Genomic DNA, 23786 nt, shown 5'->3' on the forward strand with positions numbered 1-23786 from the left:
TGCAACCATGCTGATTGCCCGCGTGATTGGCACAACGGTATCCACAATCAAAGATGAAAAGCTGCACGGCAAGAAGCTCTTGATTGTGCGGCAGACGGATGAATTTGGCGAAGCGGTGGGGAAACCCTACGTGGCGGTAGACACGGTGGACGCCGGGGTGGGTGATTTGGTGCTGACCTGTGCAGGCTCCAGCGCCCGTCAAACCACCCAGACCAAAGACACCCCCGTGGACGCGGTGATTATGTCGGTGATTGATTCATTGGAAGTTGACGGTAAAGTCGTTTTTCGCAAGTCCTGAAGGGTAAATCATGGCCCTGGATAAAGATCTGGCATCCATACAAGAAGCGCGGGATTTGGTCAACGCCGCTTTCGACGCCTGGAAGGTGTGGGCGAAGGCTTCGCAGGAAGACGTAGACCGGGTGTGCGCGGCGATGGCCGAAGCGGGCTTTCAGGCCGCTGAACGCCTGGGGCGCATGGCCCACGAAGAAACCGGCTACGGTGTGGCAGCGCATAAAAAGATCAAGAACGAATTCGGTTCGCGCGTGGTGTGGGAAAGCATCCGCGATCTGCGCACGGTGGGGGTGGTGCGTAACGATCCGGCGCGGCGGGTGGTAGAAATTGCCTGGCCGATGGGTGTGATCGCAGCCCTGGTTCCTTCTACCAACCCCACGTCCACTGCGCTGTATAAGATCTTAATCGCTGTCAAGGCGCGCAACGCTATCCTTCTGGCTCCGCACCCTTCGGCGGCGCGCTGTACGCTGGAAGCCGTCCAGGTGATGGCGCAGGCGGCTGAGCGCGCGGGCGCCCCCCGCGGGCTGATCGGCTGCATGACGCAGATCTCGCTGCAGGGCACGCAGGAACTGATGACCAACAAGCGCACGGCGCTGATTTTGGCGACCGGCGGCACGCCCATGGTGCGGGCGGCGCATTCCACCGGTAAGCCTGCCTATGGGGTGGGGCCGGGGAACGTGCCTGTGTATGTGGACCGCTCGGCGGATGTGGAAAAGGCGGCGCGCTACATCACCGCCAGCAAGGCCTTTGACTGCTCCACCATTTGCGCCACGGAGCAGGCGGTGGTGGCAGATCAGCCCATCGCGCAGAAACTGGCGCAGTTGATGCAGGCCGAGGGGGCTTACTTTACGGATGAGGCCCAGACCGACCTGCTGCGCAAGGCGTTGTTCCACCCGGACGGCAGCATGAACACCGCCACGGTGGGCAAGCCCGCCCCGTACCTGGCGGCTTACGCGGGCTTCCGTGTGCCGGAAGGCACCCGCGTTTTGGTGACGCGCCTGAAGAACGTGGGCCGCAGCGAGCCGCTTTCGCATGAAAAGCTGACCACGGTGCTGGGTTGGTACGATGTGAATGGGTGGGAACAGGGCTGTGAAACTTCCATCGCCCTGATTGAAACCGGCGGGCGCGGGCACACGCAGATCATCCATGCCACCGACGAACAGGTGATACTGGCCTTTGGGCTGGAAAAACCCGTTTTCCGCATTTTGGTCAACACCATGGGCACGCTGGGTGCGATCGGCTTTACCACTGGTTTGATGCCGGCGCTGACCCTGGGGTCGGGCGGAATTGGCGGATCGATCACCGGCGACAACGTGACCGCCTATCATCTGATGAACATCAAGCGTCTGGCCTATGAAATGGTGACGCCCCCGATGGAAGCCCTGCTGCCCGGAGAAAAACCCAGCGGCCCCAGCCCGGATGAGCTGGAACAGGCCGTGCGGCAGGTGTTGAACGAAATTTTGGGCAGTAAGGCATAAAAACGCTCATCAACCAGAAGTCAGGACTTTAGAAAAGGAAAGGAAAACAAAATGGCTCAGGATACTTCGTTGATTGCTTTAGGAATGGTCGAGACCCGCGGTTTGGTGGGAGCGATCGAGGCTGCGGATGCGATGGTGAAGGCGGCCAATGTGGTGCTGATCGGCTCGGAATACGTGGGCGGCGGCTTTGTGACCGTGATGGTGCGCGGGGATGTGGGCGCGGTGAAAGCGGCCACGGACGCGGGCGCTGCGGCGGCCAAGCGCGTGGGTGAGCTGGTTTCGGTGCATGTCATCCCGCGGCCCCACCAGGATGTGGAAATGATCCTGCCGCAGAGCTCCAAGGGAGCCATCGGCGGACGCGGCACTGAGAAGAAATAAGCGGCAGCGCGTGTGAGCGCCATGAACGCGACGCCGGTGGGTACCGGCCTGAGCCTGGAAGCCTACCTGACCCAGGCGGAGACTGTCATCCTGCACCGCAGCCTTTCGGAAAACGCCCCCCCTTTGGATTTGGACGGCGGGCGGCGCTTGAAGGTGGGCGTGGACCTGGGGACGGCTTACCTGGTTTTGGTGGTGCTGGATGAAGACGGCACCCCCCTGGCCGGGGAGTGGCAGTTTGCCCAGGTGGTGCGCGACGGCCTGGTGGTGGACTTTATCGGCGCCACCGATCTGCTGCGCGGGATGAAAGCCCGCGTGGAGCGGCGCCTGGGGCGAGAATTGACCCACGCCGCCACGGGCTACCCGCCTGGGGTGCCTGCGGCCGAGGTGCGCGCCACAGGGCATGTGCTGGAATCCGCCGGGCTGGAATGCACCGGTCTGGTGGACGAACCCAGCGCCGCTAACAACGTGCTGAAGCTGCGCCGCGGAGCGATTGTGGATGTGGGCGGCGGCACCACGGGTGTGGCGGTGATTGAAGACGGCCAGGTGGTGTACACCGCCGACGAGGCCACGGGCGGCACGCATTTTTCGCTGGTGATCGCTGGATCGCTGAACATTCCCTTTGAGGAAGCCGAGGCGTTGAAGGTCCAGCCCAGCCAGCATGCGCGCTTGTTCCCGTTGGTGCGGCCGGTGATGGAGAAGGTGGCCAGCATCACCGCGCGCCACATTCAGGGCCGGGCGGTGGAGCAGATCACCCTGGTGGGCGGCAGCAGCGCCTTTCAGGGCATGGCGCGGGTGGTGGAGCAGTACACCGGCGTGCGCACCACCATCCCCAGCCATCCGGTGTTTGTGACCCCTCTGGGAATGGCCTGGCACGATCCGGCAGCCTGACCGGAAGAGAACGGCAAGGAGAAAACGATATGGGTGATTCCTTTCAACTGCGGTGTTATTGTTTCTTAGACCGTATGCAGGCGCAGTATGCCGCCTTTGTGGGCACGGTGACGCAGGGCGACCTGCCCACCGAGGGCATGGCTGCCTTGTATGTGGAGATGGCGCCGGGCAACGAAGTTTTCCGCGTGGTGGATATCGCTGTGAAGGCCACCGAAGCCAAACCGGGCGCGCAGATTGTGGAACGCGAATTTGGCATGTTCGAAGTGCATTCGCACAACCAGGCGGCGGTTTTGGAAGCGGGCGATGTGGTGCTTTCGCGCCTGGGCCTGCGCGCCGAAGACCGCATCCGGCCTCAGGTGGTTTCCACCCAGGTGATCACGCGCATTGACCCGTACCAGTCGCAGCTTCTGAACCGCTTCCGGCGCGGGAGCATGTTGGTGCCGGGTGAGACCATGCTGGTGTTGGAATGCGCCCCCGCGGCGTACATTAACTACGCCTGCAACGAAGCCGAGAAGAAAGCCAGCATCAAGATCGTGCATGTTTCTTCGGTGGGCCGCTTTGGGCGCATGTGGCTGTCGGGCAGCGAAGCCGAAATTGTGACCGCTCGCGATGCGGCCATTCGCGCGTTGGAAAGTCTGGAAGGCCGCGAAGGCGCATAAGGCTGGGCAGGAGGGCAGACAATGCCAAAAGAGTTTTTCACGGAAGTGGATATTGAGAACCTGGCCAAGCGCGGGGTCATGTCGCTGGAGGTGACGGAAGATGTGGTGCTCACCGAGCTGGCGTATGAAAAAGCGCGTCGCCTGGGGGTGCAGCTGATCCAGAAGGTGGATACCCCGCCCAGCGCCCCCATTCGCCACTACCTTTCCAAGGCGAAGACCCCGGCCAGCGGCAGCGCCCCCAGCGGGACGGCCGCGCCGCGCATGACCGCACCGCCCGATTTCAGCGACTTGTACCGCACCCCGGCGGGGCTGCCCTCGGTGACGGCGGGTGCCAAGGTGAACCCGGAAGAGCTGCGCCAGCGCATTCGCAGTGCGGTGACGGCGCGCCTGGGCGGGCAGGTGGATGCGGCCCTGTTGGACGCGATCATCAACCGCGTGTTGAAAAGCACGGGCATTGCGTAGGCCGCCATGTTATTCGGACGCGTCAAGGGCACGGCCATTTGCACGATGAAATACCCCGGCACCGAGGGGCTGAAACTGCTCATTGTTCAGCCGCTGGATAAGCATCTGAAACCGCTGGGCACGCTGCAGGTGGCGGTGGATGTGGTGCAGGCCGGGCCGGAGGATTTGTGCGTGATGGTGCGTTCGCGCGAGGCTTCTCTGGCCATGCCGGAGATCAAGTTTGTGCCGGTGGACCTGGCTCTGGTGGGCATTGTGGATGAGCTGAACGTGCGCCCGGACGGTGAGATTGACCTGCGGGTGCGGGCGGGCTGGAACCCGCTGACATGAGAGGGGCGCGATGATCCTGGCCAAAGTTGTCGGTACGGTGGTAACCACCATCAGCCATGCGGATTATAAAAACCGGCGGCTGCTGGTGGTGCAGCCTTTGGCGTATGGGGACGAAGAACCGGAAGGCGATTTCATCGCGCTGGACGCCTCACAGGCCGGAATTGGGGACACGGTGCTGATTAACCGCGAAGGCAACGGGGCACGGCAGGTGCTGAAAAACCCGGATGCGTGTGTGATGTCGGTGATTGTTGGTATTGTGGATTCGGTCTTTTTGAGTGATGAATTTGTGCCGCGGCAGCCTTAAAGCGGCCGTACGCCCACAGCAAAAGCTCCTGCGTTCCGCAAGGTGGTAATCATGGTCAACTTCACCGGATCCGCCGAGATCAACCGCGACACCCCCATCCCCCTGTATTATCAGGTGGCGCAAATTTTGCGCAAAGAGATTGAAACGGGCAAATATCAGCCCGGCGATTATATCCCCACAGAATTGGAATTGCAGCGGCGTTTCAATGTCAGCCGGGCCACCATCCGGCAGGCGATTGCCGATATGGTGTATGCGGGTCTGCTGGAACGGCGGCGCTCGAAGGGTACCACCGTGTCCACGCGCCAGTTTGAGTCCACCCTGCACGGGTTAAACAGCTTCACGGGCGAGATCATGTCCAGCAATTTGACCCTGCGCACCAAGATTCTGGAATTTAAGCAAATTGCTGCGCCGGAAGCGGCGCAGACGGGGTTGGAATTGTCACCGGGGGAGATGGTGGCGATGATGGAACGCATCCGCTACGTGGATGGCCAGCCGATGGTGCTGGAAAAATGGTATGCGCCCATGAAATATTTCGCCGGTCTGCAGCGGGGCATGTTTCAGGAGACCGGTTTGGAGCAGTCCACCTATTACGTGATGGTCAAGCAGTTTGGCATGACCATCACGCGGGCCGAGGATATCATCATCCCCGTGGCGATTGAGCCGCGCGAGGCCAAGCTGCTCAATGTGGCTTCGGGCACGCCGGTGCTGCTGCGCACGCGCATTTCGTTCAACGCCGAGGGGCGGCCTGTGAATCTGGCGATTGGACAGTATTTGGTGCGGCTGCGCTTTATTTTGGAAGGCAACCGCACCTATTCCAGCGGGCATTAGTCTCAACTCAGTCTGAAAACACCCGCGCCGCGCTCACCCCGCGGCGTGTTTGATCATCCACTTTTCGGGCTTGTCCAGGGGGGCAAAGCCGCCGTAGCGCTCGTAGAGGCCGTGGGCGTCGCTGGTGGCCAGGAGGAAGTTCTTCACCTTCAGCGCCGGGTGGGCTGTGACGGCCTGAATCAGGTGCTTGCCCAGCTGCTGGCCGCGAGCCTGCGGCAGCACGAACACGTCGCACAGCCAGGCGAAGGTGCAGTAATCGCTGACCACGCGCGCGTAGGCCAAAAGCTGGCCCTGGCGGTAGAGGCCAAAATTGAGCGAATTTTCAACGGCGGTGCGCATGGTTTCGGGGGTGCGTCCCTGGGCCCAATAGGATTCCTGGCTGAGGAAGTTGAGGATGGTTTCAAAAGGCAGGAGGGCAGGGTCGGTGCTGATGAGCAAATCTTGAGATTTGATTTCGTACAGGGGGGGATGCTGCATGGTTTCCTCGCTTGAGCTCTGGCAATCTACCAGGGTAATGAAACAACTTTGTTACCGATTATACGGGTGAAGGCTGCCAAACGACCCTGGTCAATGGGTGGGTTTTTTCACAAAGCTCTGTATAATGGAATCAGGATCCGATCCAGTCACGGGAGGGGTAAGATGAAAGCGACACGGTGGCGCATTTGGTTGGGTGTGAGCATCTTGTTACTGGTCAGCCTGGCGTGCGGCGTGAGCAGCCAGAGCAGCGACCCGGCGATGGAACAAACCGTGCAGGCCCTGGCGCTGGAATCCACCCGCCAGGCGATGGCGCTGCAGGCCACGTTGGCGGTGATGCAGGCGGGCCAGGCCCCCGCCAGCCCCACGCAGGCGGTGAACCCGCCGCCCGCGGCGCCCACGGAGGCCCCGCCGCCGACCGAGGCCCCAGCGCCCACCGAAGCGCCCCCGCCCACCGAGGCCGCTCCCACCGAAGACACCAGCAGCGTGCAGGCCACCGCGGCGGCGGACGAGATGTATCAGGAACTCAAGCGCATGGTGGAACGCTATTATTTGCGTTCAGCGGAAGGCGTGTATTACTCCTTTCCGGACCTGGAAAAGAACTGGTATGACCATAAAAACTATGAGATTGACGCGCTGAACGCGGTGGACCACGACCTGACCAATTTTGTAATGAAGGCTACCGTCACCTGGAAGATCCCCGGGGTGATTGAAAAAATTGAGCGCACTGGCTGCGGGTTCAGTTATGGATACACGGATGACGACCACCTGCACACCACCTTCCTGGGGGTGGACGGGGTGGTGCACACCCTGCGCGAGCGCGGCAGCGAGAATATCGAAATGAAGGGCGGCAAATACAACGGCGGCCTGAGCCGAATCAGCGATTCGGCTGAGATCATGCTGGTGGTGGAGCGCCAGAACATGATCTTCTTTGTGAACGAAGTGGAGGCGGTGCGCTTCCGCGACCCCTATATTGACAGCGGTAAGGTGGGTCTGGCCACGCTCACCGGTTCACCCACAGGGATTCAATGCAAATTCAGCAACGTGGCGGTGTGGGAACTGAAGTAAACCGCGCGGTTGAACGATAAGTTCATATACCAGGGGCTGTCTGAAATCCATCCTTAGACAGCCCCTTTTGCGTTAAAAAATGAAAGCTGACCGACCACAAGGACAGCAGAGACTCAGCCCCAAAAGAACCTGTCGCTGGATCTAAAATGAAAATTGATTCACCCAAGCCCATTTTTCGTGCTATTTTATATGTGGTAAAGGTCGGATATGAGTCCGATCAGGTTCAGTAAGGAGGCCAGAATGTACCGCAAAGTGATTTTCATGCTGGCAGGCATCCTGCTGGCGATGGGCAGTCTGCTGACCTACAGCCAGACTGCGGCGGGCGCGAAAACGGCACCTCCATTGTTGATGAACTTTAACACTCGCCTGATGCCAGGGGAATTCCACAGCTGGGTGGTGCGCCCCTCCAAAGCGGTGGGGGGCTATGTGGTGGAGGTGACTCCCCTGCAAAAGCCCAAACCAGGCGAAGGCAACTATGTGCAGACCGCCCTGGTGCGCCCCGAATTCGACGGCAAACGCTGGAAGGATGTGCTGCATGTGCAGCTGCCTGAGGGCAGCGCCGCGCTGCGGGTCAATATCCGCGTGTACGATACTGCCAGTTGGCCGGTGGCCAGCGAATTTGACACGGTGCTGGAACCGGGCATCTGGCACGGTTTTCAACTGGGAATGTCCGCGGAGCAGCGCGGGTATGTGGCAGAGGTCACCCCGCTGGAACCCGGCGTGAAGGGTGACATTGTGGCGCGCATCCACATTCAGCCGGAATATCCGGGCGAATGGATTGACGTGCTGCGGCTGATGATCCCGGAGGGGCAGTCGCCGCTGGCGGTGCATGTGCGCGTGTATGCCACCACCGACCTGCCGGTGCTCAGCGACTTTGATACCACCCTTAACCCCGGCGAGTGGCAGGGCTATGCGGTGCAGCCCGCCAAAGTCCGGGCCGGGTATGTGGTGGAGGTCAGCCCGCTGGACGATATGGACGCCGCCGCTGAGATCGCCCTGGTGCAGCCGGAGTTTGACGGCAAAACCTGGACGGACGTGCTGCGCATGATGACCTATGAAGACCGCCCGCCGCTGCGCGTGAATGTGCGCATCTACGCGGTGGGCGCGGAGAAGCCCAAGGGGCCCAAGCCGTAGGCTTGCCCGCAGTTTTGACCGGGGCTGCCCAGGCTGGTTTTGGGCAGCCTTTTTTTGCGCCGCGGGGCTGGCTTTGTTATAATCACCCGCAAAGGAAACCGTTATGGACCGCTCCAAATACAGCCGAACGGTATACACCACCGAAAGCGGGCGCATGTGCCCCCAATGCGGCCGTGCGCAAACGGACTGCATCTGCGCGCGCAAAAAAGCCGCCCCCGCCGCCGGGGATGGGGTGGTGCGGCTGCGGCTGGAGCGCAAGGGGCGGGGCGGCAAAACCGTCTCGCTGGTGACGGGCCTGCCGTTGGGAGAGGAGGCCCTGCGTGAGCTGGCGGCTGAAATGAAGCGGCGCTGCGGCACGGGGGGCGCGGTGAAAGACGGCGTGATTGAAATTCAGGGCGATCACCGTGCCCTGCTGCAAACCTTATTAAAGGAAAAAGGTTACAACGCGAAATTGGCAGGCGGCTGAGAGGAGCTGGGATGGCAGGCGAAACCACCAAAGTGATCTATTCGATGATCGGCGTCAGCAAGTTTTACGACAAGAAGCCGGTGCTGCGCGACATTTATTTGGGCTATTATTACGGTGCAAAAATTGGGGTGATCGGCCTGAACGGCTCAGGCAAAAGCTCCCTGCTGCGTATTTTGGCGGGGGTGGACAAGGAATTCAACGGCCAGATCGCCGTTTCGCCGGGGTACACCATCGGCTTTTTGGAGCAGGAACCGCTGCTGGACGACCAGCGCACGGTGCGGGAGGTGGTGGAAGAAGGGGTCAAGCCCATTCGCGACCTGCTGAACGAGTTTGACGCCATCAATGCCCGCTTCGGCGACCCGCTTTCGCCAGAGGAGATGGACGAGCTGATTCAAAAACAGGGGGATGTGCAGGAAAAGCTGGACACACTCAACGCTTGGGACCTGGATTCCCGCCTGGAAATGGCCATGGATGCGCTGCGCTGCCCGCCGCCGGACATGCAGGTGGGGGTGCTTTCGGGCGGAGAGCGGCGGCGGGTGGCCTTGTGCCGCTTGCTGCTGCTGCAGCCAGATATTTTGCTGCTGGACGAACCCACCAACCATCTGGACGCCGAATCGGTGGCCTGGCTGGAAAGGCATTTACAGCAGTACCCCGGCACGGTGATCGCCGTGACCCACGACCGCTATTTTTTGGACAACGTGGCTGGTTGGATTTTGGAGCTGGACCGCGGGCACGGCATCCCCTGGGAGGGCAACTATTCCTCCTGGCTGGAGCAAAAACGCACGCGGCTAGAACAGGAAGAAAAAGGCGAAAGCGAACGCCAGCGCACCTTGCAGCGCGAGCTAGAATGGATCCGCATGGCCCCGCGGGCGCGGCATGCCAAGTCAAAGGCGCGCATCAGCGCTTATGAAAATCTGCTGTCGCAGGAAACCGAAAAGATGTCCCGCGATCTGGAGATTTACATTCCGCCGGGGCCGCGCCTGGGGAATGTGGTGGTGGAGGCCCAGGGGGTGAGTAAGGGGTATCTGAACCGCGTGGTTTTGGAAAACGTGACCTTCAATCTGCCGCCGGGCGGCATCATCGGCGTGATCGGCCCCAACGGGGCGGGCAAAACCACCCTGCTGCGCATGATCACCGGACAGGAGCAGCCCGACAGCGGCAGTATCCGCATCGGCGAGACGGTTAAGCTGGCTTACGTGGATCAGAGTCGGGATGTTTTGGATCCCGAAAAAACCGTGTGGCAGATGATCACCGACGAGCAGGAAACCATCCAGATGGGCGGCCGGCAGGTGAATTCGCGTGCCTATGTGTCGCGCTTCAACTTCACCGGCAGCGACCAGCAAAAGCGGGTGGGCATGCTTTCGGGAGGCGAGCGCAACCGCGTGCACCTGGCGCGGGTGCTGCTGGCGGGGGCCAATGTGCTGCTGCTGGACGAGCCCACCAACGACCTGGATGTGAACACCATCCGCGCTTTGGAAGAGGCCCTGGAGAATTTTGGCGGCTGCGCGGTGGTGGTCAGCCACGACCGCTGGTTCCTGGACCGCGTGGCCACCCATATCCTGGCCTTTGAAGACGACCGCAGCGTGGTGTTTTACGACGGCAATTTCACCCAGTACGAGGCCGACCGGCGGGCGCGTTTGGGCACGGCCGCGGATCAGCCCCACCGCATGAAGTACCGGCAGCTGACCCGCTGACGGCGGACGGGATGAGACCGGCGAAGAACGGACACGGTGGGTTTTGGATGGCTGTGGCGCTGACGGCGGGTTTACTGGCCGGGTGCAGCCCTGTGCCCACGCCCAGTCCTACGGCTGCCGCCGCTCCCACTGTCCTGCCCAGCCCTGTGCCCAGTATCCCGCCTTCCCCACAGCCCACGCTGACCCCTTCACTGACGCCCACGGCCGAGCTGACCTGGCCAACGGTGTTTGAACCCGCGGGCTGCCAGCCGCCGCCGGAGGACTACACCCGCGTGGAGTTGGGGTCGTGGGTGATCAACCGCCGCACGCAGGCCATGTTGGAACACGCGGCGCGCCTGTATGGGGGTGAAATTGATCTGGCGGGCGCGGCCGTCACCCAGGGCAGCTACCACGATAACGGCGCGGCCAGTTTTGGCACCCATTTGGGCGGCGGGGCGGTGGACCTTTCGGTCATCCGCCTGCCGGAATGGGTGGTGCTGTGGGATGAGATTGGGCCGGCGCTGCGGGCGCTGCGCGCGGCGGGTTTTGCCGCCTGGCTGCGCGATTACGGCGAGCTTTCACCTGATTCGCCCATCCATATTCATGCCGTGGCGGTGGGCGACGCCGAGCTTTCCGCGGCGGCCGAAGCCCAACTGACGGGAGAGGCGGGCTACTTTCGCGGCTATGACGGCCTCCCGGCACAGTTTGGCGCGCCCCGCCCCGACCGGTTCGGCGGGCCGGTGGTGTGCGCCTGGATGCGCGCCAAGGGCTATGAGGATCTGCGCCCGCCGGAGGCGCGGGCTTTGCCCACCGCTTTGCCAGATTTAACCCCGGGGCAGACGCTGACCTACACGGTGGAACCCGGCGACACCCTACCCGCGGTGGCGGCGCGCTTTGGCACGCAGGCCGAGGCCGTGGCCCGCCGCAATGGGCTGACGCGCGTGGACACGCTGGCGGTGGGGAAGGTGCTGGAGATTGTGGTGGGCGAATGAGGTTCCGAAAACCACAACGCCCGCCGGAGGGGCGGGCGCTGCGCGGTGCGGCACGGGGGAAAGGTCAGATCAGATTGACCCAGATGTAATCTTCTAAGCCTTTGATGTCGGATTCTTTTTCGGCCAGGACGGATTTCACCACGTCGCCGATGGAGATGACGCTGACCAACTGGTGTTCTTCCACCACGGGCAGGTGGCGGATGTGGCGGGCGGTCATGAGCGCCATACATTCATCCACGGTCTGATCCGGGCTGACGTAATACACTTCATGGGTCATCAGTTCCTGCAGCGGGGTATTGGGAGAAAGGGAAGGGTTGACGGCGGCGGCGCGGGCGAAGTCTCGTTCGGAGAAGATCCCCACCACTTTCTCGGCTTCCATGATCAAAACCGCGCCGATTTTCTTCTCAGCCATCAGTTTCAGCGCGCGCAGAGCGGGTTCTTCGGGCGCAAAGGTCCACACCCGGCCCTTGTTGCGGATTAAATGGCGAACAGTTGTCATGATTCCCTGCCTTCCGTGGGTTACTGCGAAAAGCCGCGGCCCAGAATGTAATTTTCCAGGCCTTTGATGGTGGTGACCTTGTCTTCGATCAACCACTTGACCACGTCCCCAATCGAGATCAAACCGACCAGCTTGCCGTTCTCCATCACCGGCAGGTGGCGGATGTGTTTGGCGGTCATCAGGGACATGCAGTCTTCCAATTTTTGGTCGGGGGTGACAAAGTAGATGGGGTGGGTCATGACTTCGTGAACCGGGGTGTCTTGCGCGAGCGCGCCAGCATCGGCGACCAAACGGACATAATCCCGTTCTGAAAAGATGCCGAGAATCTTGCTCTCTTCCACCACCAGCACCGCGCCGATTTTCTTTTCGGCCAGCAGGTGGAGTGCATCTTTGACGGCGGCATGTGGGGAAACAGACCAGACCACATGCCCTTTTTCCATCAGGATGTGCTTTACAGTCGTCATTCGATTCCCTCTCCCAGTAGACGGTTGGAACGGTACTGATTCTATTATCTGTATTTGGATTGATTTTGTCAAGTAAGGGTTTGATGAGAGAAACCGCTCGCAGGGGCCGAGGCAGATATGTTACAATCTTGTCTGTAAAGCGCGTGAGCCGCGGAGGTTAGCATGCAGGATGGACACCCCTGGCAGGCACAGCAGACCGAAGCCCCCCGGCTCGAAGCGGACGCGGGAGGTGTGGATGGGGTGGGGCTGGATGACACCCTGACCGAAGATCGGGGCAGTACGCGCTGGATAGCGCTTTTTTTGTTGGTCATTTTTGCGCTGACCCTGCTGCTGGGGGTCTGGGAACTGTTTCAACCCCTGGGCGGCATCCCCACCGAGCTGACCCCCACACCGGATGGGAGCGGCTGGTGGGTTCATTTCTAACTGGAAACCATTGAGGTGAAACGATGACAAAACCACAATCAGCCCCACGCTGGGATGTTTCCAACGTTTTCCCGGGCCTGGAGTCGCCCGAGCTGGAGGCGGCCTTCACCCAGCTTCGCGCGCAGATCGCCGTGCTGCAGGCGCGCATGGATGCAGAACTGCCGCAGGTGGATGAGAACACACCCGCGCCGCGCCTGGCAGCCCTGCTGAGCGAGTTGGTGGACGGCCTGAACCAGATCTTTGACCTGGGCGGGACATTGGAATCTTATCTGGTGGCTTTTGTATCCACCGATTCGTATAACACCCTGGCGCAGCGGCGGTATTCCGAATACGAGCAAACCTGGGTTCCGGCGCAGATGCTGGAAATGCGTCTGCGTGCCCTGGCGGGCAAGGTGGCGGCGCGCCTGGACGAGGTGAACGCCCAGCCCGGCAGCGCGGCGGCCCACGCATTTTATTTGCGCGATGCCGCAGCGCAAAGCCGCTATCAGATGAGCGAGGCGGAAGAGACCCTGGCGGCGGAGCTGGCGCTGAGCGGCGGCAACGCATGGGGTCGGCTTCAGGGGGTGGTCACCTCGCAGATGAGCGTGCCCTTTGAGCTGGACGGGCAGATGCAGAAGCTGCCCATGCCGGCGTTGATCAACCTGCGCTCGCATCCGGATGGGGATGTGCGCCGGCGCGCCTACGAGGCGGAGATGGCGGCTTGGGAGAGCGCGCGCGAACCCCTGGCGGCGGCCTTGAACGGCGTGAAGGGTACGGTGGAAACCCTCAACCGGCGGCGCGGACGCCGGGACGCCGTTCACAGCGCGCTGGACGAGGCGCGCATTGACCAGCCCACCCTGGACGCCATGCTGGGGGCCATGCGCGATTCCTTCCCCATGTTCCGCCAGTATTTTCAGGCCAAGGCGCGCAAGCTGGGCAAGGAAAAACTGCCCTGGTGGGATCTGTTCGCGCCGATGGGCCAGAACAGCCAGAGCTTTACTTATGATGCGGCGCGCAGCTACATTTTGGAGCAGTTCGGCGGGTTCTCACCGCATCTGGAGTCTTTTGCGCAGCGCGCTTTTGAGAAGAATTGGATTGACGCCGAGCAGCGCAGCGGGAAACAAGGCGGCGCGTTCTGCATGAGCTTGCCGCTGCAAAAAGAGTCGCGCATTTTGTGCAATTTTGACGGCTCGTTTGATCAGGTATCCACCATTGCGCATGAGCTGGGCCACGGCTTTCATGACGACTGCCTTTTCCGGGCGGGCAAAACCAATTTGCAGCGGCGCACGCCCATGACCCTGGCGGAGACGGCTTCGATCCTATGTGAGACGATCATCATGGAAGCGGCCTACGCCGAGGCCCGCGATGACGGGCAGAAACTGGCCATTTTGGACAGCGCGCTGATCAATGACTCGCAGTTGATCGTGGACATCAGTTCGCGCTACCTGTTTGAACAGGCGCTGTTTGAGCGGCGGGCGCAATCGGAGCTTTCGGCGGATGAAATTTGTGAGCTGATGCGCCAGGCGCAGCTGCAAACCTATGGGGATGGGCTGGATGAGCGCTATTTGCATCCCTATATGTGGACCTGGAAGCCGCATTATTACAGCGTGGGCCTGTCCTTCTACAACTTCCCCTATGCCTTCGGTCTGCTGTTTGGGCTGGGGCTGTACGCGGAATACCGCGCGCGCGGGGCGGAATTTGTGCCGGATTATATGCACCTGCTGGCTTCAACCGGCGAAGGCACCGCCGCCGAGTTGGGGGCGCGCTTTGGGCTGGATTTGACCCAGCCCGATTTCTGGCGCAAGAGTTTGCGGGTGGTGGAAGAGCGCATCCGCCAGTATCAGGCTTTGTAAGCGTCCGCGCGATTTTTGTGCAAACAAAAAGGCTCCGGCGAACTTGTCGGAGCCTTTGCTTGTGTACGGGGGAGTTTATTTCGACCACTGCGTATAGGTGACTTCGCAGATGCCGGCGTGGATACGCAGGTAATTCATTCCGGGGTGGGTCTCCAGGATGTAGGTGTAGGTTTCCATGCCTTCTGCGGTTTCCAGCTTGATCTGCTCCTGGGGCAGCACCTGGAAACGTCCGCCCGCCCAAAGGCTGCCGGGGCTGCCGGTGTAGGAGCGGTTGGCCTGAAAACTGAGCTGCGCCGGGTAGGCTTCCAGGTCGCACAGGGCGTAAGGTGCGGGGTTGCGCGCCCAACCGCCCAGCAGGGCCGCGGGCACGGGCAGGCTGGTGTTGCTGCGCACGGTGCTGACGGTGAAGACGAGGATGATGGAAGCAAAGCACAATAAAGCCGGGAAGAGCAGGAAGAAGGCCAAAATCAAATCGCGGCTGATTTCCCAGCGGCCGATGCGGATGATTTTGGGGGCAGGCGGGACAGGGGTGGAAAGGGGGGTATCCATTGAGAGAAAAATTCCTGGTGGGTCGGAAAGAGTTCGGTCAGCTCATGCACATTTGGATGAGGGAAACGCCCGTGCGGCGACTGAATGCATGCAAATGATAACAGATGCGCGGCAGGTCTGTCAAACGGGTTTCAGCAGGGCAGAAAGCCTGATTCTTAACGAAATTGGAAGTTGCCTGCAGCTTGTTTTCAGTGTAAACTTTTGATAAGTCCGAAGAAAAGTTTCGGAATATCAGTCTAATGATGCCACCATGTGGCGCAAGGTGGGAGGGAACCGGATGAAACGCTGGCTTACACTTGTACTTTCAGTTAGTTTGTTAGCTGTTTCAGGGGGTCTGGCGGATGTTTCGGCGCAGGTGGACAGCGGCCCCACCTGGGGCGGGCGCATTGCCTATTTCAACACCACGGCCGAAGATGCCCCCCTGAACGTGGTGTACTACGATGCGGACGGCAACCCGTATGCTCAGGATGGGGACAGCCTGCCCCTGGTTCCGCCTTACGGCTCGGGGACCTTCCTGGTGAATTCGACCCTGCCGGAATCCGGCGGGGCCGCTGTGCTGGAAGCGCCCTCCGGTGTGTTGGCGGTGTATGAGCAGGTGGCCACGGGCGACGATGTCAAATACGGCCAGCCGCTGTACAGCGGCATGGAGGCCCAGGAAGCGGGCGGCCTGCTGTTTGTGCCTTATTTTGTATACCAATACTCCGAGCTGTATTACAAGACCCCCATCACCCTCAGTGCAACGTTGGGCGTGCAGAACGTGACCGATGCGCCGGTGGATGTGCGCGTGCTGGAAAACGGGGTGGAACTGGCGGCGGCCACCATCCCACCGCAGTCCAGCCGGCATTTTGACGGCGAGGACCTGGGCCTGGCTGCCGGAACCCGCACCGCTTTGGTGGTGGAAGGGCCAGACAGCAGCATTTTGGGGGCGGTGGTGGTGGAGCAAGAATCCGACGGGCGGCGCGCCTTTGCCTATGAGGCTCAGGGGCCGGCCCGTGCTTCGCAATCGCTGACGATGTCGCGCCTGACGTGCAGCACGCTGACGCGCCGCCTGCGCAGCCGCTATTATGTGCAGGCCAGTGAGGATACCACGGTTGATGTGCTCTTTTATACCAACGGCGGAGCCAAGATCAACCCTTCTAAGCCGTTGAACTTTACCGGCCTGGCGGTGAGCGCGGGGCAAAGCCTGGAAATTGACCCTTGCCTGGATTCGCGCCTGGTGGGCAAGACCGGCTCTGTGGTGGTCACCAGCAGCGGCGCGGCCCTGACGGGGGTGGGCATGGTGCGTGACCGTTATGGGGTGGGCACCACCTTCGCGGCTCAGGTGACGCCCGCGCCGGCACCCAGCTACCGCTACGCTTTGCCGTATGTGGTCTGGGGTAAAACCTCCACTTTGCCGCGCACCTATATCAGCATGCTCAACCTGGGGAACGCCAAGGCCAATATTGAGGTGCGCTATTACCGCGCTGACGGCAGCCTGGGGAACAAAAAGAACCCCACCCTGCGCTACAAGGGTGTTCCGCTGCATGCGGTGCGCAACACCACACCCTATTCAGCTTATGTTCTGCGCAGCGGAGCCTTTGCGGGCGCGGTGGAAGTGATCAGCGACCAACCGCTGTTGGTGACGGCGCGCGTGCAGCGCGCGGTGACCAAAGTGCCCGGCACCACCCGTGTGGCGGAGGACTACGACGCGTTTTATCTGCCCTAAAGGCACTCCATCGGCTTAAGTTTGCGCGGAGGTCAGCGGTTTTGACCTCCGCTTTTTTTATGGGTATCTTGGAGGATTTTCATCGGTAAAAAGGTGAGAAATGACGTGTTGAATTTAACGGATTTTAATGTTAAGCTATTTGGCAGGTGGTTTTACCAGTTATTTTGTGGAGCTTTCTTTTGGATCCTTTGCAGATTTCGCCTTTAGCGGTTCAGAGCCTGAAAGAAGCCTGTGCGCGCAAGCTGGAGGGGTTCATCCTTTCGGGTGAGTTAAAAATTGGAGAAAGGCTACCGGCAGAACGGGCGCTGGCGCAGCGCCTGGGCTTAAGCCGCCCTGTGCTGCACGAGGCCTTGGTGGATCTGGCAGGTAAGGGCCTGGTGGTGATTGAACCGCGCCGGGGCGCGCGCATTGCTGATTTTCGCACCAGCGGTTCGCTGGCGCTGCTGCCTTCGCTGCTGGCCTATCAAGAAGGCGCGTTGGATCCGGTGTTCCTGAACAGCCTGATGGAAATGCGCCTGGTCTTGGAGATGGAGACGGCGCGGTTGGCCGCGGAGCGGCGCACCCTGGAACAGATGGAACGCTTGCAGGCGCATTTGCGGCGCGAAGCGGCGGCGGATTGGGGTGATGCGCAGACCCTGACCGCATTGGATTTTGAATTTCATTTGCTGGTGGCAATTGCCTCCAACAATGTGCTCTATCCGATGATTTTGAATTCGTTTGAAAAGGTGTACACCAATTTGACCGGCCGCTTTTTTACGGGCGTGCGCGGCGGGGCGGCGGTGGGCGAGGTGTGGGCCTTTCACGCCCAATTGGGGCAGGCGGTGCAGGAGCAAAATTCGCCGCGGGCGGCCGAGATTATGGCGGCTATGCTGCGCCATGGTGAAGCTTATCTGCGCACGGCGGGTGCGGCGGCGCAGGATTGAGGAAGACGCAGAAGACGGGTTAATCAAAACATTGGAGGCCTCATGAATCACCCAGAAGCAACGCAGCAAGCCCTTTCGATTTTGCGCAACGGGGAAAACTTTCAGTGGATCGTCATCCCCATGCTGGCGATGGCCGTGTATATCTATGCCAACGAGTACTCCCACAAGAATTGGAAGGGGATCGCGGCGGGGTTGGCGCTGTACATGGTGCATTGGTTTTATGAAATCCTCAACGCGCTGATTCAGCATTTCAGCGGGCACGCCCTGTGGACCGTGCCGACCGGCACCTCGCTGCTGCTGCTGGTGGGGGTGGGCGTGGAACTGAGCCTGATGTTTTCGGTGGCAGGGCTGGTGATGAGCAAGCTGCTGCCCGCGGACCCGCGCCTGAAGATTCTGGGGATCAACAACCGCGTGTTTTTCGCGGTGCTGAACGCGGCCTTTTTTGCCTTCATTGAAATTTTCCTGGCGATGACCCCGGCCTTCGTGTGGGTGTATCCCTGGTGGGGGGCGCTGCCGGTGTTTGTGACGGTGTACATCCCCTTCTTTCTGGCGGCCTTCTGGTGTTACGACTGGCAGCCTGCCCGGCAGAAGCGCTTCATCGGCGGCCTGTTTGGGGTGAATGTGCTCATGCTGGCGGTGTTTGCGGGCATTTTGGGCTGGATCTAAAGGCGATATTTGGACGGCTTAGGGAAGGGAAGGCCCTAAGCAGTGGGGTTAGGCTGCACCCCGCCGGGTTACCTGGCGGGGTGCAGTGATTCCTGCAAATTGCCGGGCGCGAACGAACGGCCCATTTTGGGCGGGCCTGTATAATGAAAGGGATTCGCGAACACCCCCCGACCCCCCTTCAAGGAGATCTGTATATGTACGATTGGACCACCCCCACCCGTGCCTGGTCGCTGCGCCTGACTCAATTCCCCAGCCAGACCAATACCCCCGGCGAGCGCGACTTCGCCCACTTTCTGCGTACGCAGCTGCTGGAATGGCCCTATTTTCAGGAGCATCCCCAGCAGATTCAACTGCTGCAAACCCAGCGGGACGCCTTTGAGCGTTACGCGGTGGCGGCGTTGGTGCGGGGTGAGGGGCCGCAAACGGTGATTTTGACTGGGCATTACGATGTGGTCAGCGTGGAGAATTACGGCGATTTAAGCCCCTGGGCCTACGACCCCGAGGCTTTACTGCCGCGCCTGATCGAACGCCTGCAAAGCGAGGCCACCCGTCCCCAGGGGCTTTCGGCGGCGGACGCGTTGGCATTGGAGGATTTGCTCAGCGGGAATTTTTTGCCGGGGCGCGGTTTGCTGGATATGAAGAGTGGCCTGGCGGCCGGGTTGGCGGTGATGGAGCGCTTTGTGCGCCTGCCCCAGGCCCAGCGGCGGGGGAACCTGCTGTTTGTGGCCGTACCGGATGAAGAAATTGCCTCTTACGGCGCGCGGGCTATGGCGGCGCAGCTGCCCGGCCTGGCCCAACAGTGGGGGCTGAGCCTGGGGGCGGCTGTCAACCTGGACGCATCGGATGATTTGGGGGACGGCAGCCAGGGGCAGGCGGCTTATTTGGGCAGCGTGGGCAAGCTGCTGCCGGCCGTGTTCCTGGTGGGGCGCGAGACCCACGCTGGTTCACCTTTCAGCGGGGTGAACGTGAACCGCATGGGGGCTGAGGTAGTGCGGCGGGTGGAATGCAACCCAATTTTCGCGGATGAATGGCGGGGCTCGTTCACCGTGCCGCCCACCTGCCTGAAATATGCCGATTCGAAGATGCACTACGACGTGACCACGCCCACCAGCGCCTGGTGCTACTTTAACTGGCTGACCTTAAAACAGCCGGTGAGCGAGGTTTTGACCCGCATGGTCGGGGCGGTGGGCGCAGCTTTAATGGAGGCCATTGAAGATTTACAGAAGGCCGCGGATGCCTACGCGGAGCGCACGGAGAGACCCAATGATTGGGAACTTCCCAGGCCGTCGGTGTACACCTTCGAGCAGCTCAAAACCCTGGCCGAGATGAACGGCGGCAGAGAATTTTCGGCGCGCTACGACCGTCTGCAGCAAGAGCTTTCCGCCGACCCCAACCTGAACACGCCCCAGGTGAGCCTGCGCCTGGTGGAAGAGACCTGGGCGGCCAGCGGACTGACCGGCCCGGCGGCGGTGGTGGGTTTTGCCGCCATCCATTACCCGCCGGTGATTTTGGACGAGGGGGATGAACGCGCCCGCCGCCTGCAGCAGGCCATCGAGACCCACGGCACGGCGGTCAGCCGTGAGTTCCAGACGCCGTTTACCACCCACGCCTTTTTCCCCGGAATTTCAGATCTGAGCTTTTTGGGCGGTCAGGTTTCGGAAGAGGAACAATTTGAACTGATGCTGAACACCCCGGCCTGGGGTCAGCGGGCGGGTTTTGACTATTCAGCGGCGGCCGGGCTGGCCCTTCCGGCGGTGAACATCGGCCCGTGGGGGCGCGACTATCACCAGCGTAATGAACGCCTGTACACCCCCTACGCCTTTGAGGTGCTGCCCGAACTGCTCTGGCGAATTTGCGCCGACCTGAATGGGTACGCTGCGGAGGCTCAGCCGGAGTGAAAACCGCCCGGCGAGGGTGATACTCTTCCATAGAATTGCGACAAAGCTCAAGTTTTTTTCAAAGCGCGTTGAGACCGTGATATGATCTTATTGTCCGTTAATGGATTTTTACGGCAGCGTGAAATCCACTTTTAACTCTCAGATCGAAAGGATTGCTTGTATGGAGCCAATTCGTGTTCTTCAGTGGGGCCTCGGCGCGATGGGTAGCGGAATGGCCCGGCTCATGCTCGAGAAATCGGGCCTCAAGATCGAAGCCGTCATTGACGGCCGGCCGGACTACGTGGGAAAAGACCTGGGCGATGTGTTGGGTGTGGGTAAATCGCTGGGTGTGACCATCACCAACCGCCCTGAGGATGTGCTGAAGAAGGAGAAGGTGGATCTGGTCATCCTGGCCACCACCTCCTGGCTCTCTGAGCAGATGCCGGATCTGCGCAAGGTGCTCAGCGCGGGCATTAACTGCATTTCGATCGCCGAAGAAATGGCCGACCCGTATGCGCAAAGCCCGGAATTGGCCCGCGAGCTGGATGAGCTGGCCAAGAAGCACGGCGTATCGGTGTTGGGCACGGGCGTGAACCCCGGTTTTGTGTTGGATCTGCTGGTGGTGACCCTGACGGGCGGCAATCACAGCGTGGAACGGATCGAAGCCTCGCGCGTGAACGACCTCAGCCCCTACGGCCCCACGGTGATGAAATCGCAGGGTGTGGGCACCACCCCCGAAGCCTTCCGGGCGGGCGTGGCGGACGGTTCGATTGTGGGGCATGTGGGCTTCCCCGAATCGATTCACATGATCAGCGACGCCCTGGGATTGGGCGTGGACCGCATTGAGCAGAGCCGCGAACCGATCATCAGCAAAGTGCACCGCGAGACCCCGCATGTGACGGTGGAGCCGGGCATGGTGGCGGGCTGCGCGCATATCGGCGTGGGCTACCGCGGGGACAAAGAAGTCATCCGCCTGATCCACCCGCAGCAAATTCACCCGCAGTTGGAAAATCAGGACACCGGCGACTATATCCACATTTACGGCAAGCCGGAAATTCACATGGCGGTCAAGCCCGAAATCGCTGGCGGCATTGCCACCATGGGCATCGCGGTGAATATGATCCCGCATGTGGTGGCGGCGACGCCCGGTCTGAAGCGCATGATTGATCTGCCGGCCCCGGCGGCTCTGATGGGTGAGAGCGCCTACAGCCGTCATATCTAAATCACGATGTTGACGTAAACGATTCCTTGTTCATCGCAGGCAGAAAACCCAACCGTTTTCGGCCTGTGATGTTCTATGCGGGTTGGAGGCACTATGAGCAAAATTGAAAAAGGTACCTGGGTTGAGATTGAGCAAGTCGTCTTGAAACCCGAAGAGCGCGCCCCCTCGGTTCCAGAAGACACCAAGCAGGTTCCCTATGTGCTGCGCGTGTCGGGCTTTTTGCTGGAGGCGGCGGAGCTGGGCGCGGAGGTGAAGATCCGCACGATCATCGGCCGCGAATTGAGCGGGGTGCTGCGCACGGTGAACCCCAGTTACAGCCACAGCTTTGGCACGACCGTGCCGGAACTGCTGACGATTGGCACGGAGGCGGAAGCATGAGCGCGAAAGATACTTCTTATGCCGCTGTGATGGCGCGCAAGAACGAAATCATGAAGGCCTCGCTGGGGATTGACTTTGACGATTACATGCAAAGCCCCATCGCCTTTGACTATGAGCGCATGATGCGCGAAACGGGCTACAGCCTGGACGATATCCGCCGCATTCAGCGCGAGACCAAGGTGGGCGATACGCCCTTGTTTGAGCTGCGCAACCTGACCGAGGCTGTGCGCAGGATGGCCGGGCCAGGGAAAGGCGCCACCATCCTGGTGAAGGATGAGGCCGCCAACGCGTCGGGCAGCTTTAAGGCGCGGCGGGCGTCCATCAGCGCGTATGAGGCCGCCAAGAAGGGCTACAAAGGCATGATCGCGGCCACCAGCGGCAATTACGGCGCGGCGGTGGCATCGCAGGCAGCCCAACGCGGCCTGAAATGCATTGTGGTGCAGGAAGTGTACGACAGTCGCGGCGTGGGGCAGCCCGAAATTGTGGAAAAAGGGCGAGCCTGTGAGGCCTATGGAGCTGAAGTGCTGAAGCTGACCGTGGGGCCGGAGCTGTTTTACATGCTGCTGCGCGCCCTGGAAGACACCGGCTTTTTCAACGCCAGCCTGTACACCCCCTTTGGCATCCGCGGGGTGGAAACCCTGGGCACGGAAATCGCCGAGCAGGTGCGGGCGCGCTACGGCAAAGACCCCGACGCGGTGATGATCACCCACGCGGGCGGCGGCAATCTGACCGGCACGGCGCGCGGCCTTTTGGCGGCGGGCTGCGATCAGACGCGCATTGTGGCCTGCTCGGTGGATTTGGGCGGGCTGCACATGGCTTCGGATCACGACTTTAACCGCAAGTCCTTCACCACCGGCCACACCGGTTTTGGCGTGCCCTTTGCCACCTGGCCCGACCGGGTGGATGTGCCGCGCAACGCGGCGCGCAGCCTGCGCTATATGGACGAATACCACCTGGTGACGCAGGGCGAGGTGTTTTACATCACCGAACTGCTCACCAAGCTGGAGGGCCTGGAACGCGGCCCGGCGGGCAACATCAGCCTGACGGCGGCGGTGGCTGTGGCGCGGCAGATGGACCGCGACCAGATTGTGGTGGTGCAGGAGACAGAATACACCGGCGCAGGCAAGCACCACAACAGCCAGCTGGCCTTTGCGCGTGAAAACGGCGTGGAAGTGCGGCGCGGCGATCCCAAAGACAACGTGCCGGGCAAGGCCATCGTCATCCCGGTCAGCCTGGATCAGGTGTGGGGCAAAGAGCAGGATATGGAAAAGCTGCGCCTGTCCTACCTGCGCAATGCGGCCAAGGTAGCTGCGGCGAACACGTGGAGCGAGGCCGACGTGGCCTTTTTGGCGGCGGATATCAAACGAGACTCGGCCTGGGTGCGGCAGCACATGGCGGGGCTTTAAGCTGACTGAGCCGGTTGACTCGAAATTGGGTCGGAGGAAGAGTACATGATGAGTGAAGATCGAATTGCCCGCTTTGAAAAGCGGCAGGTGGAATTGAAGAAGATGAGCGACGAGGCGCTGAAGGCTCGTTTTTGGGAGCTGTGTCAGCAGGTGGTGGAGCCGATTGTGGACCTTTCGCGCTCGTATACCTCGCCGTCCATCGAACGCTCGGTGCTGCTGCGCATGGGCATTGACAGCATCAGCGCCCACGGGGTGGTGGATCGTATTCTGGAAGCCGGTTTACTGGGTAAGGGCGCGGGACACGTGGTCTTGAAGCTCGCTCAGAAAAATGGGACGGACGTGCGCGCCGCGGCAGCGGCCATCCTGGAAGACAAAGAAGTGCTCCAGGGCCTGTTTTAGCCAGTGAATCGCAAGGAGAGC

General features: G+C 61.1%; 28 protein-coding genes. 24 read left to right on the forward strand and 4 right to left on the reverse strand.

The genetic code is table 11. The features are described from left to right. Positions 1-7 precede the first annotated feature (7 nt). Genes ADN01_RS01225 through ADN01_RS01265 form a run of 9 tightly spaced genes read left to right on the forward strand, consistent with a single transcriptional unit; the run spans position 8 to position 5615 of the window. Positions 8-298 (forward strand): EutN/CcmL family microcompartment protein, encoded by a 291-nt coding sequence (locus tag ADN01_RS01225; RefSeq protein WP_062419403.1) that lies wholly within the window; start codon positions 8-10, stop codon positions 296-298. A gap of 10 nt (positions 299-308) precedes the next feature. Next, positions 309-1769: an aldehyde dehydrogenase family protein gene (locus ADN01_RS01230; protein ID WP_062419402.1), complete on the forward strand. Its 1461-nt coding sequence runs from the start codon at positions 309-311 to the stop codon at positions 1767-1769. A 51-nt stretch (positions 1770-1820) separates the two neighbouring features. Then, a complete protein-coding gene (gene eutM, locus ADN01_RS01235; protein WP_062419401.1) occupies positions 1821-2147 on the forward strand; it encodes an ethanolamine utilization microcompartment protein EutM in 327 nt (108 codons plus the stop codon). Between the two features lie 21 nt (positions 2148-2168). Beyond that, positions 2169-3035 carry an ethanolamine utilization protein EutJ gene (eutJ, locus tag ADN01_RS01240; RefSeq protein WP_082142925.1) on the forward strand — a complete coding sequence of 289 codons (867 nt, stop codon included), beginning with the start codon at positions 2169-2171 and terminating at the stop codon, positions 3033-3035. 29 nt (positions 3036-3064) lie between these two features. Then, positions 3065-3694 (forward strand): hypothetical protein, encoded by a 630-nt coding sequence (locus tag ADN01_RS01245; RefSeq protein WP_062419400.1) that lies wholly within the window; start codon positions 3065-3067, stop codon positions 3692-3694. A gap of 21 nt (positions 3695-3715) precedes the next feature. Beyond that, positions 3716-4156 carry a hypothetical protein gene (locus ADN01_RS01250; RefSeq protein ID WP_062419399.1) on the forward strand — a complete coding sequence of 147 codons (441 nt, stop codon included), beginning with the start codon at positions 3716-3718 and terminating at the stop codon, positions 4154-4156. 6 nt (positions 4157-4162) lie between these two features. Continuing rightward, a complete protein-coding gene (locus ADN01_RS01255; RefSeq protein WP_062419398.1) occupies positions 4163-4483 on the forward strand; it encodes a EutN/CcmL family microcompartment protein in 321 nt (106 codons plus the stop codon). Positions 4484-4493: 10 nt separating this feature from the next. Then, entirely contained in the window at positions 4494-4787 is a 294-nt protein-coding gene (locus ADN01_RS01260; RefSeq protein ID WP_062419397.1) for a EutN/CcmL family microcompartment protein, read from the forward strand. 51 nt (positions 4788-4838) lie between these two features. After that, on the forward strand, positions 4839-5615 hold the full coding sequence (locus tag ADN01_RS01265) for a GntR family transcriptional regulator (RefSeq protein ID WP_062419396.1): 777 nt from the start codon (positions 4839-4841) through the stop codon (positions 5613-5615). Between the two features lie 33 nt (positions 5616-5648). Here ADN01_RS01265 and ADN01_RS01270 read toward each other — a convergent pair whose 3' ends face one another. Beyond that, the gene (locus ADN01_RS01270) at positions 5649-6092 is read right to left on the reverse strand and encodes a GNAT family N-acetyltransferase (protein ID WP_062419395.1); all 444 of its coding nucleotides are present in this window, start codon (positions 6090-6092) and stop codon (positions 5649-5651) included. A 162-nt stretch (positions 6093-6254) separates the two neighbouring features. On the opposite strand from ADN01_RS01270, the gene ADN01_RS01275 reads away from it, so the two are divergent. The 5 genes from ADN01_RS01275 (at position 6255) to ADN01_RS01295 (ending at position 11422) form a co-directional block, all read left to right on the forward strand. Further along, complete coding sequence (locus tag ADN01_RS01275) at positions 6255-7157, forward strand: hypothetical protein (protein WP_062419394.1); 903 nt, start codon at positions 6255-6257, stop codon at positions 7155-7157. Between the two features lie 240 nt (positions 7158-7397). After that, positions 7398-8291, forward strand: a complete 894-nt coding sequence (locus ADN01_RS01280) for a hypothetical protein (protein ID WP_062419393.1) — start codon at positions 7398-7400, stop codon at positions 8289-8291. Between the two features lie 103 nt (positions 8292-8394). Then, complete coding sequence (locus ADN01_RS01285) at positions 8395-8757, forward strand: translation initiation factor Sui1 (protein WP_062419392.1); 363 nt, start codon at positions 8395-8397, stop codon at positions 8755-8757. Between the two features lie 11 nt (positions 8758-8768). Further along, positions 8769-10451: an energy-dependent translational throttle protein EttA gene (gene ettA / locus ADN01_RS01290; RefSeq protein WP_062419391.1), complete on the forward strand. Its 1683-nt coding sequence runs from the start codon at positions 8769-8771 to the stop codon at positions 10449-10451. Positions 10452-10462: 11 nt separating this feature from the next. After that, positions 10463-11422, forward strand: coding sequence for a LysM peptidoglycan-binding domain-containing protein (locus ADN01_RS01295; protein ID WP_113918788.1), 960 nt, complete (start codon positions 10463-10465; stop codon positions 11420-11422). Between the two features lie 64 nt (positions 11423-11486). Here ADN01_RS01295 and ADN01_RS01300 read toward each other — a convergent pair whose 3' ends face one another. After that, entirely contained in the window at positions 11487-11921 is a 435-nt protein-coding gene (locus tag ADN01_RS01300; protein WP_062419389.1) for a CBS domain-containing protein, read from the reverse strand. A 20-nt stretch (positions 11922-11941) separates the two neighbouring features. Beyond that, on the reverse strand, positions 11942-12385 hold the full coding sequence (locus tag ADN01_RS01305; protein WP_062419388.1) for a CBS domain-containing protein: 444 nt from the start codon (positions 12383-12385) through the stop codon (positions 11942-11944). A gap of 162 nt (positions 12386-12547) precedes the next feature. On the opposite strand from ADN01_RS01305, the gene ADN01_RS01310 reads away from it, so the two are divergent. Further along, positions 12548-12808, forward strand: coding sequence for a hypothetical protein (locus tag ADN01_RS01310; RefSeq protein ID WP_062419387.1), 261 nt, complete (start codon positions 12548-12550; stop codon positions 12806-12808). Positions 12809-12831: 23 nt separating this feature from the next. Next, complete coding sequence (locus ADN01_RS01315; RefSeq protein WP_062419386.1) at positions 12832-14640, forward strand: M3 family oligoendopeptidase; 1809 nt, start codon at positions 12832-12834, stop codon at positions 14638-14640. A 75-nt stretch (positions 14641-14715) separates the two neighbouring features. Here ADN01_RS01315 and ADN01_RS01320 read toward each other — a convergent pair whose 3' ends face one another. Next, positions 14716-15189, reverse strand: a complete 474-nt coding sequence (locus tag ADN01_RS01320) for a hypothetical protein (RefSeq protein ID WP_062419385.1) — start codon at positions 15187-15189, stop codon at positions 14716-14718. Positions 15190-15466: 277 nt separating this feature from the next. Here ADN01_RS01320 and ADN01_RS01325 point away from each other — a divergent pair, with 277 nt between their 5' ends. The 8 genes from ADN01_RS01325 to ADN01_RS01360 all read left to right on the forward strand — a co-directional run bounded on the left by ADN01_RS01325 (position 15467) and on the right by ADN01_RS01360 (position 23765). After that, entirely contained in the window at positions 15467-16894 is a 1428-nt protein-coding gene (locus ADN01_RS01325; RefSeq protein ID WP_147238914.1) for a hypothetical protein, read from the forward strand. A 179-nt stretch (positions 16895-17073) separates the two neighbouring features. Beyond that, complete coding sequence (locus ADN01_RS01330; protein WP_062419383.1) at positions 17074-17817, forward strand: FadR/GntR family transcriptional regulator; 744 nt, start codon at positions 17074-17076, stop codon at positions 17815-17817. Positions 17818-17859: 42 nt separating this feature from the next. Further along, the gene (locus tag ADN01_RS01335; RefSeq protein ID WP_062419382.1) at positions 17860-18483 is read left to right on the forward strand and encodes a hypothetical protein; all 624 of its coding nucleotides are present in this window, start codon (positions 17860-17862) and stop codon (positions 18481-18483) included. Positions 18484-18677: 194 nt separating this feature from the next. Further along, positions 18678-20381, forward strand: coding sequence for a M20/M25/M40 family metallo-hydrolase (locus tag ADN01_RS01340; protein ID WP_062419381.1), 1704 nt, complete (start codon positions 18678-18680; stop codon positions 20379-20381). Positions 20382-20532: 151 nt separating this feature from the next. Continuing rightward, positions 20533-21582: a 2,4-diaminopentanoate dehydrogenase gene (ord, locus tag ADN01_RS01345; RefSeq protein WP_407936230.1), complete on the forward strand. Its 1050-nt coding sequence runs from the start codon at positions 20533-20535 to the stop codon at positions 21580-21582. Between the two features lie 93 nt (positions 21583-21675). Continuing rightward, positions 21676-21960, forward strand: a complete 285-nt coding sequence (gene ortA, locus ADN01_RS01350) for a 2-amino-4-oxopentanoate thiolase subunit OrtA (protein WP_062419380.1) — start codon at positions 21676-21678, stop codon at positions 21958-21960. Beyond that, on the forward strand, positions 21957-23366 hold the full coding sequence (gene ortB / locus ADN01_RS01355) for a 2-amino-4-oxopentanoate thiolase subunit OrtB (RefSeq protein WP_062419379.1): 1410 nt from the start codon (positions 21957-21959) through the stop codon (positions 23364-23366). Before ortA ends, ortB begins: the two co-directional genes overlap by 4 nt. A gap of 45 nt (positions 23367-23411) precedes the next feature. Then, positions 23412-23765 (forward strand): ornithine aminomutase subunit alpha, encoded by a 354-nt coding sequence (locus ADN01_RS01360; protein ID WP_062419378.1) that lies wholly within the window; start codon positions 23412-23414, stop codon positions 23763-23765. Positions 23766-23786: the final 21 nt, after the last annotated feature.

Origin of the sequence: Levilinea saccharolytica (genome assembly GCF_001306035.1) — a bacterium.
GTDB classification, from domain to species: domain Bacteria; phylum Chloroflexota; class Anaerolineae; order Anaerolineales; family Anaerolineaceae; genus Levilinea; species Levilinea saccharolytica.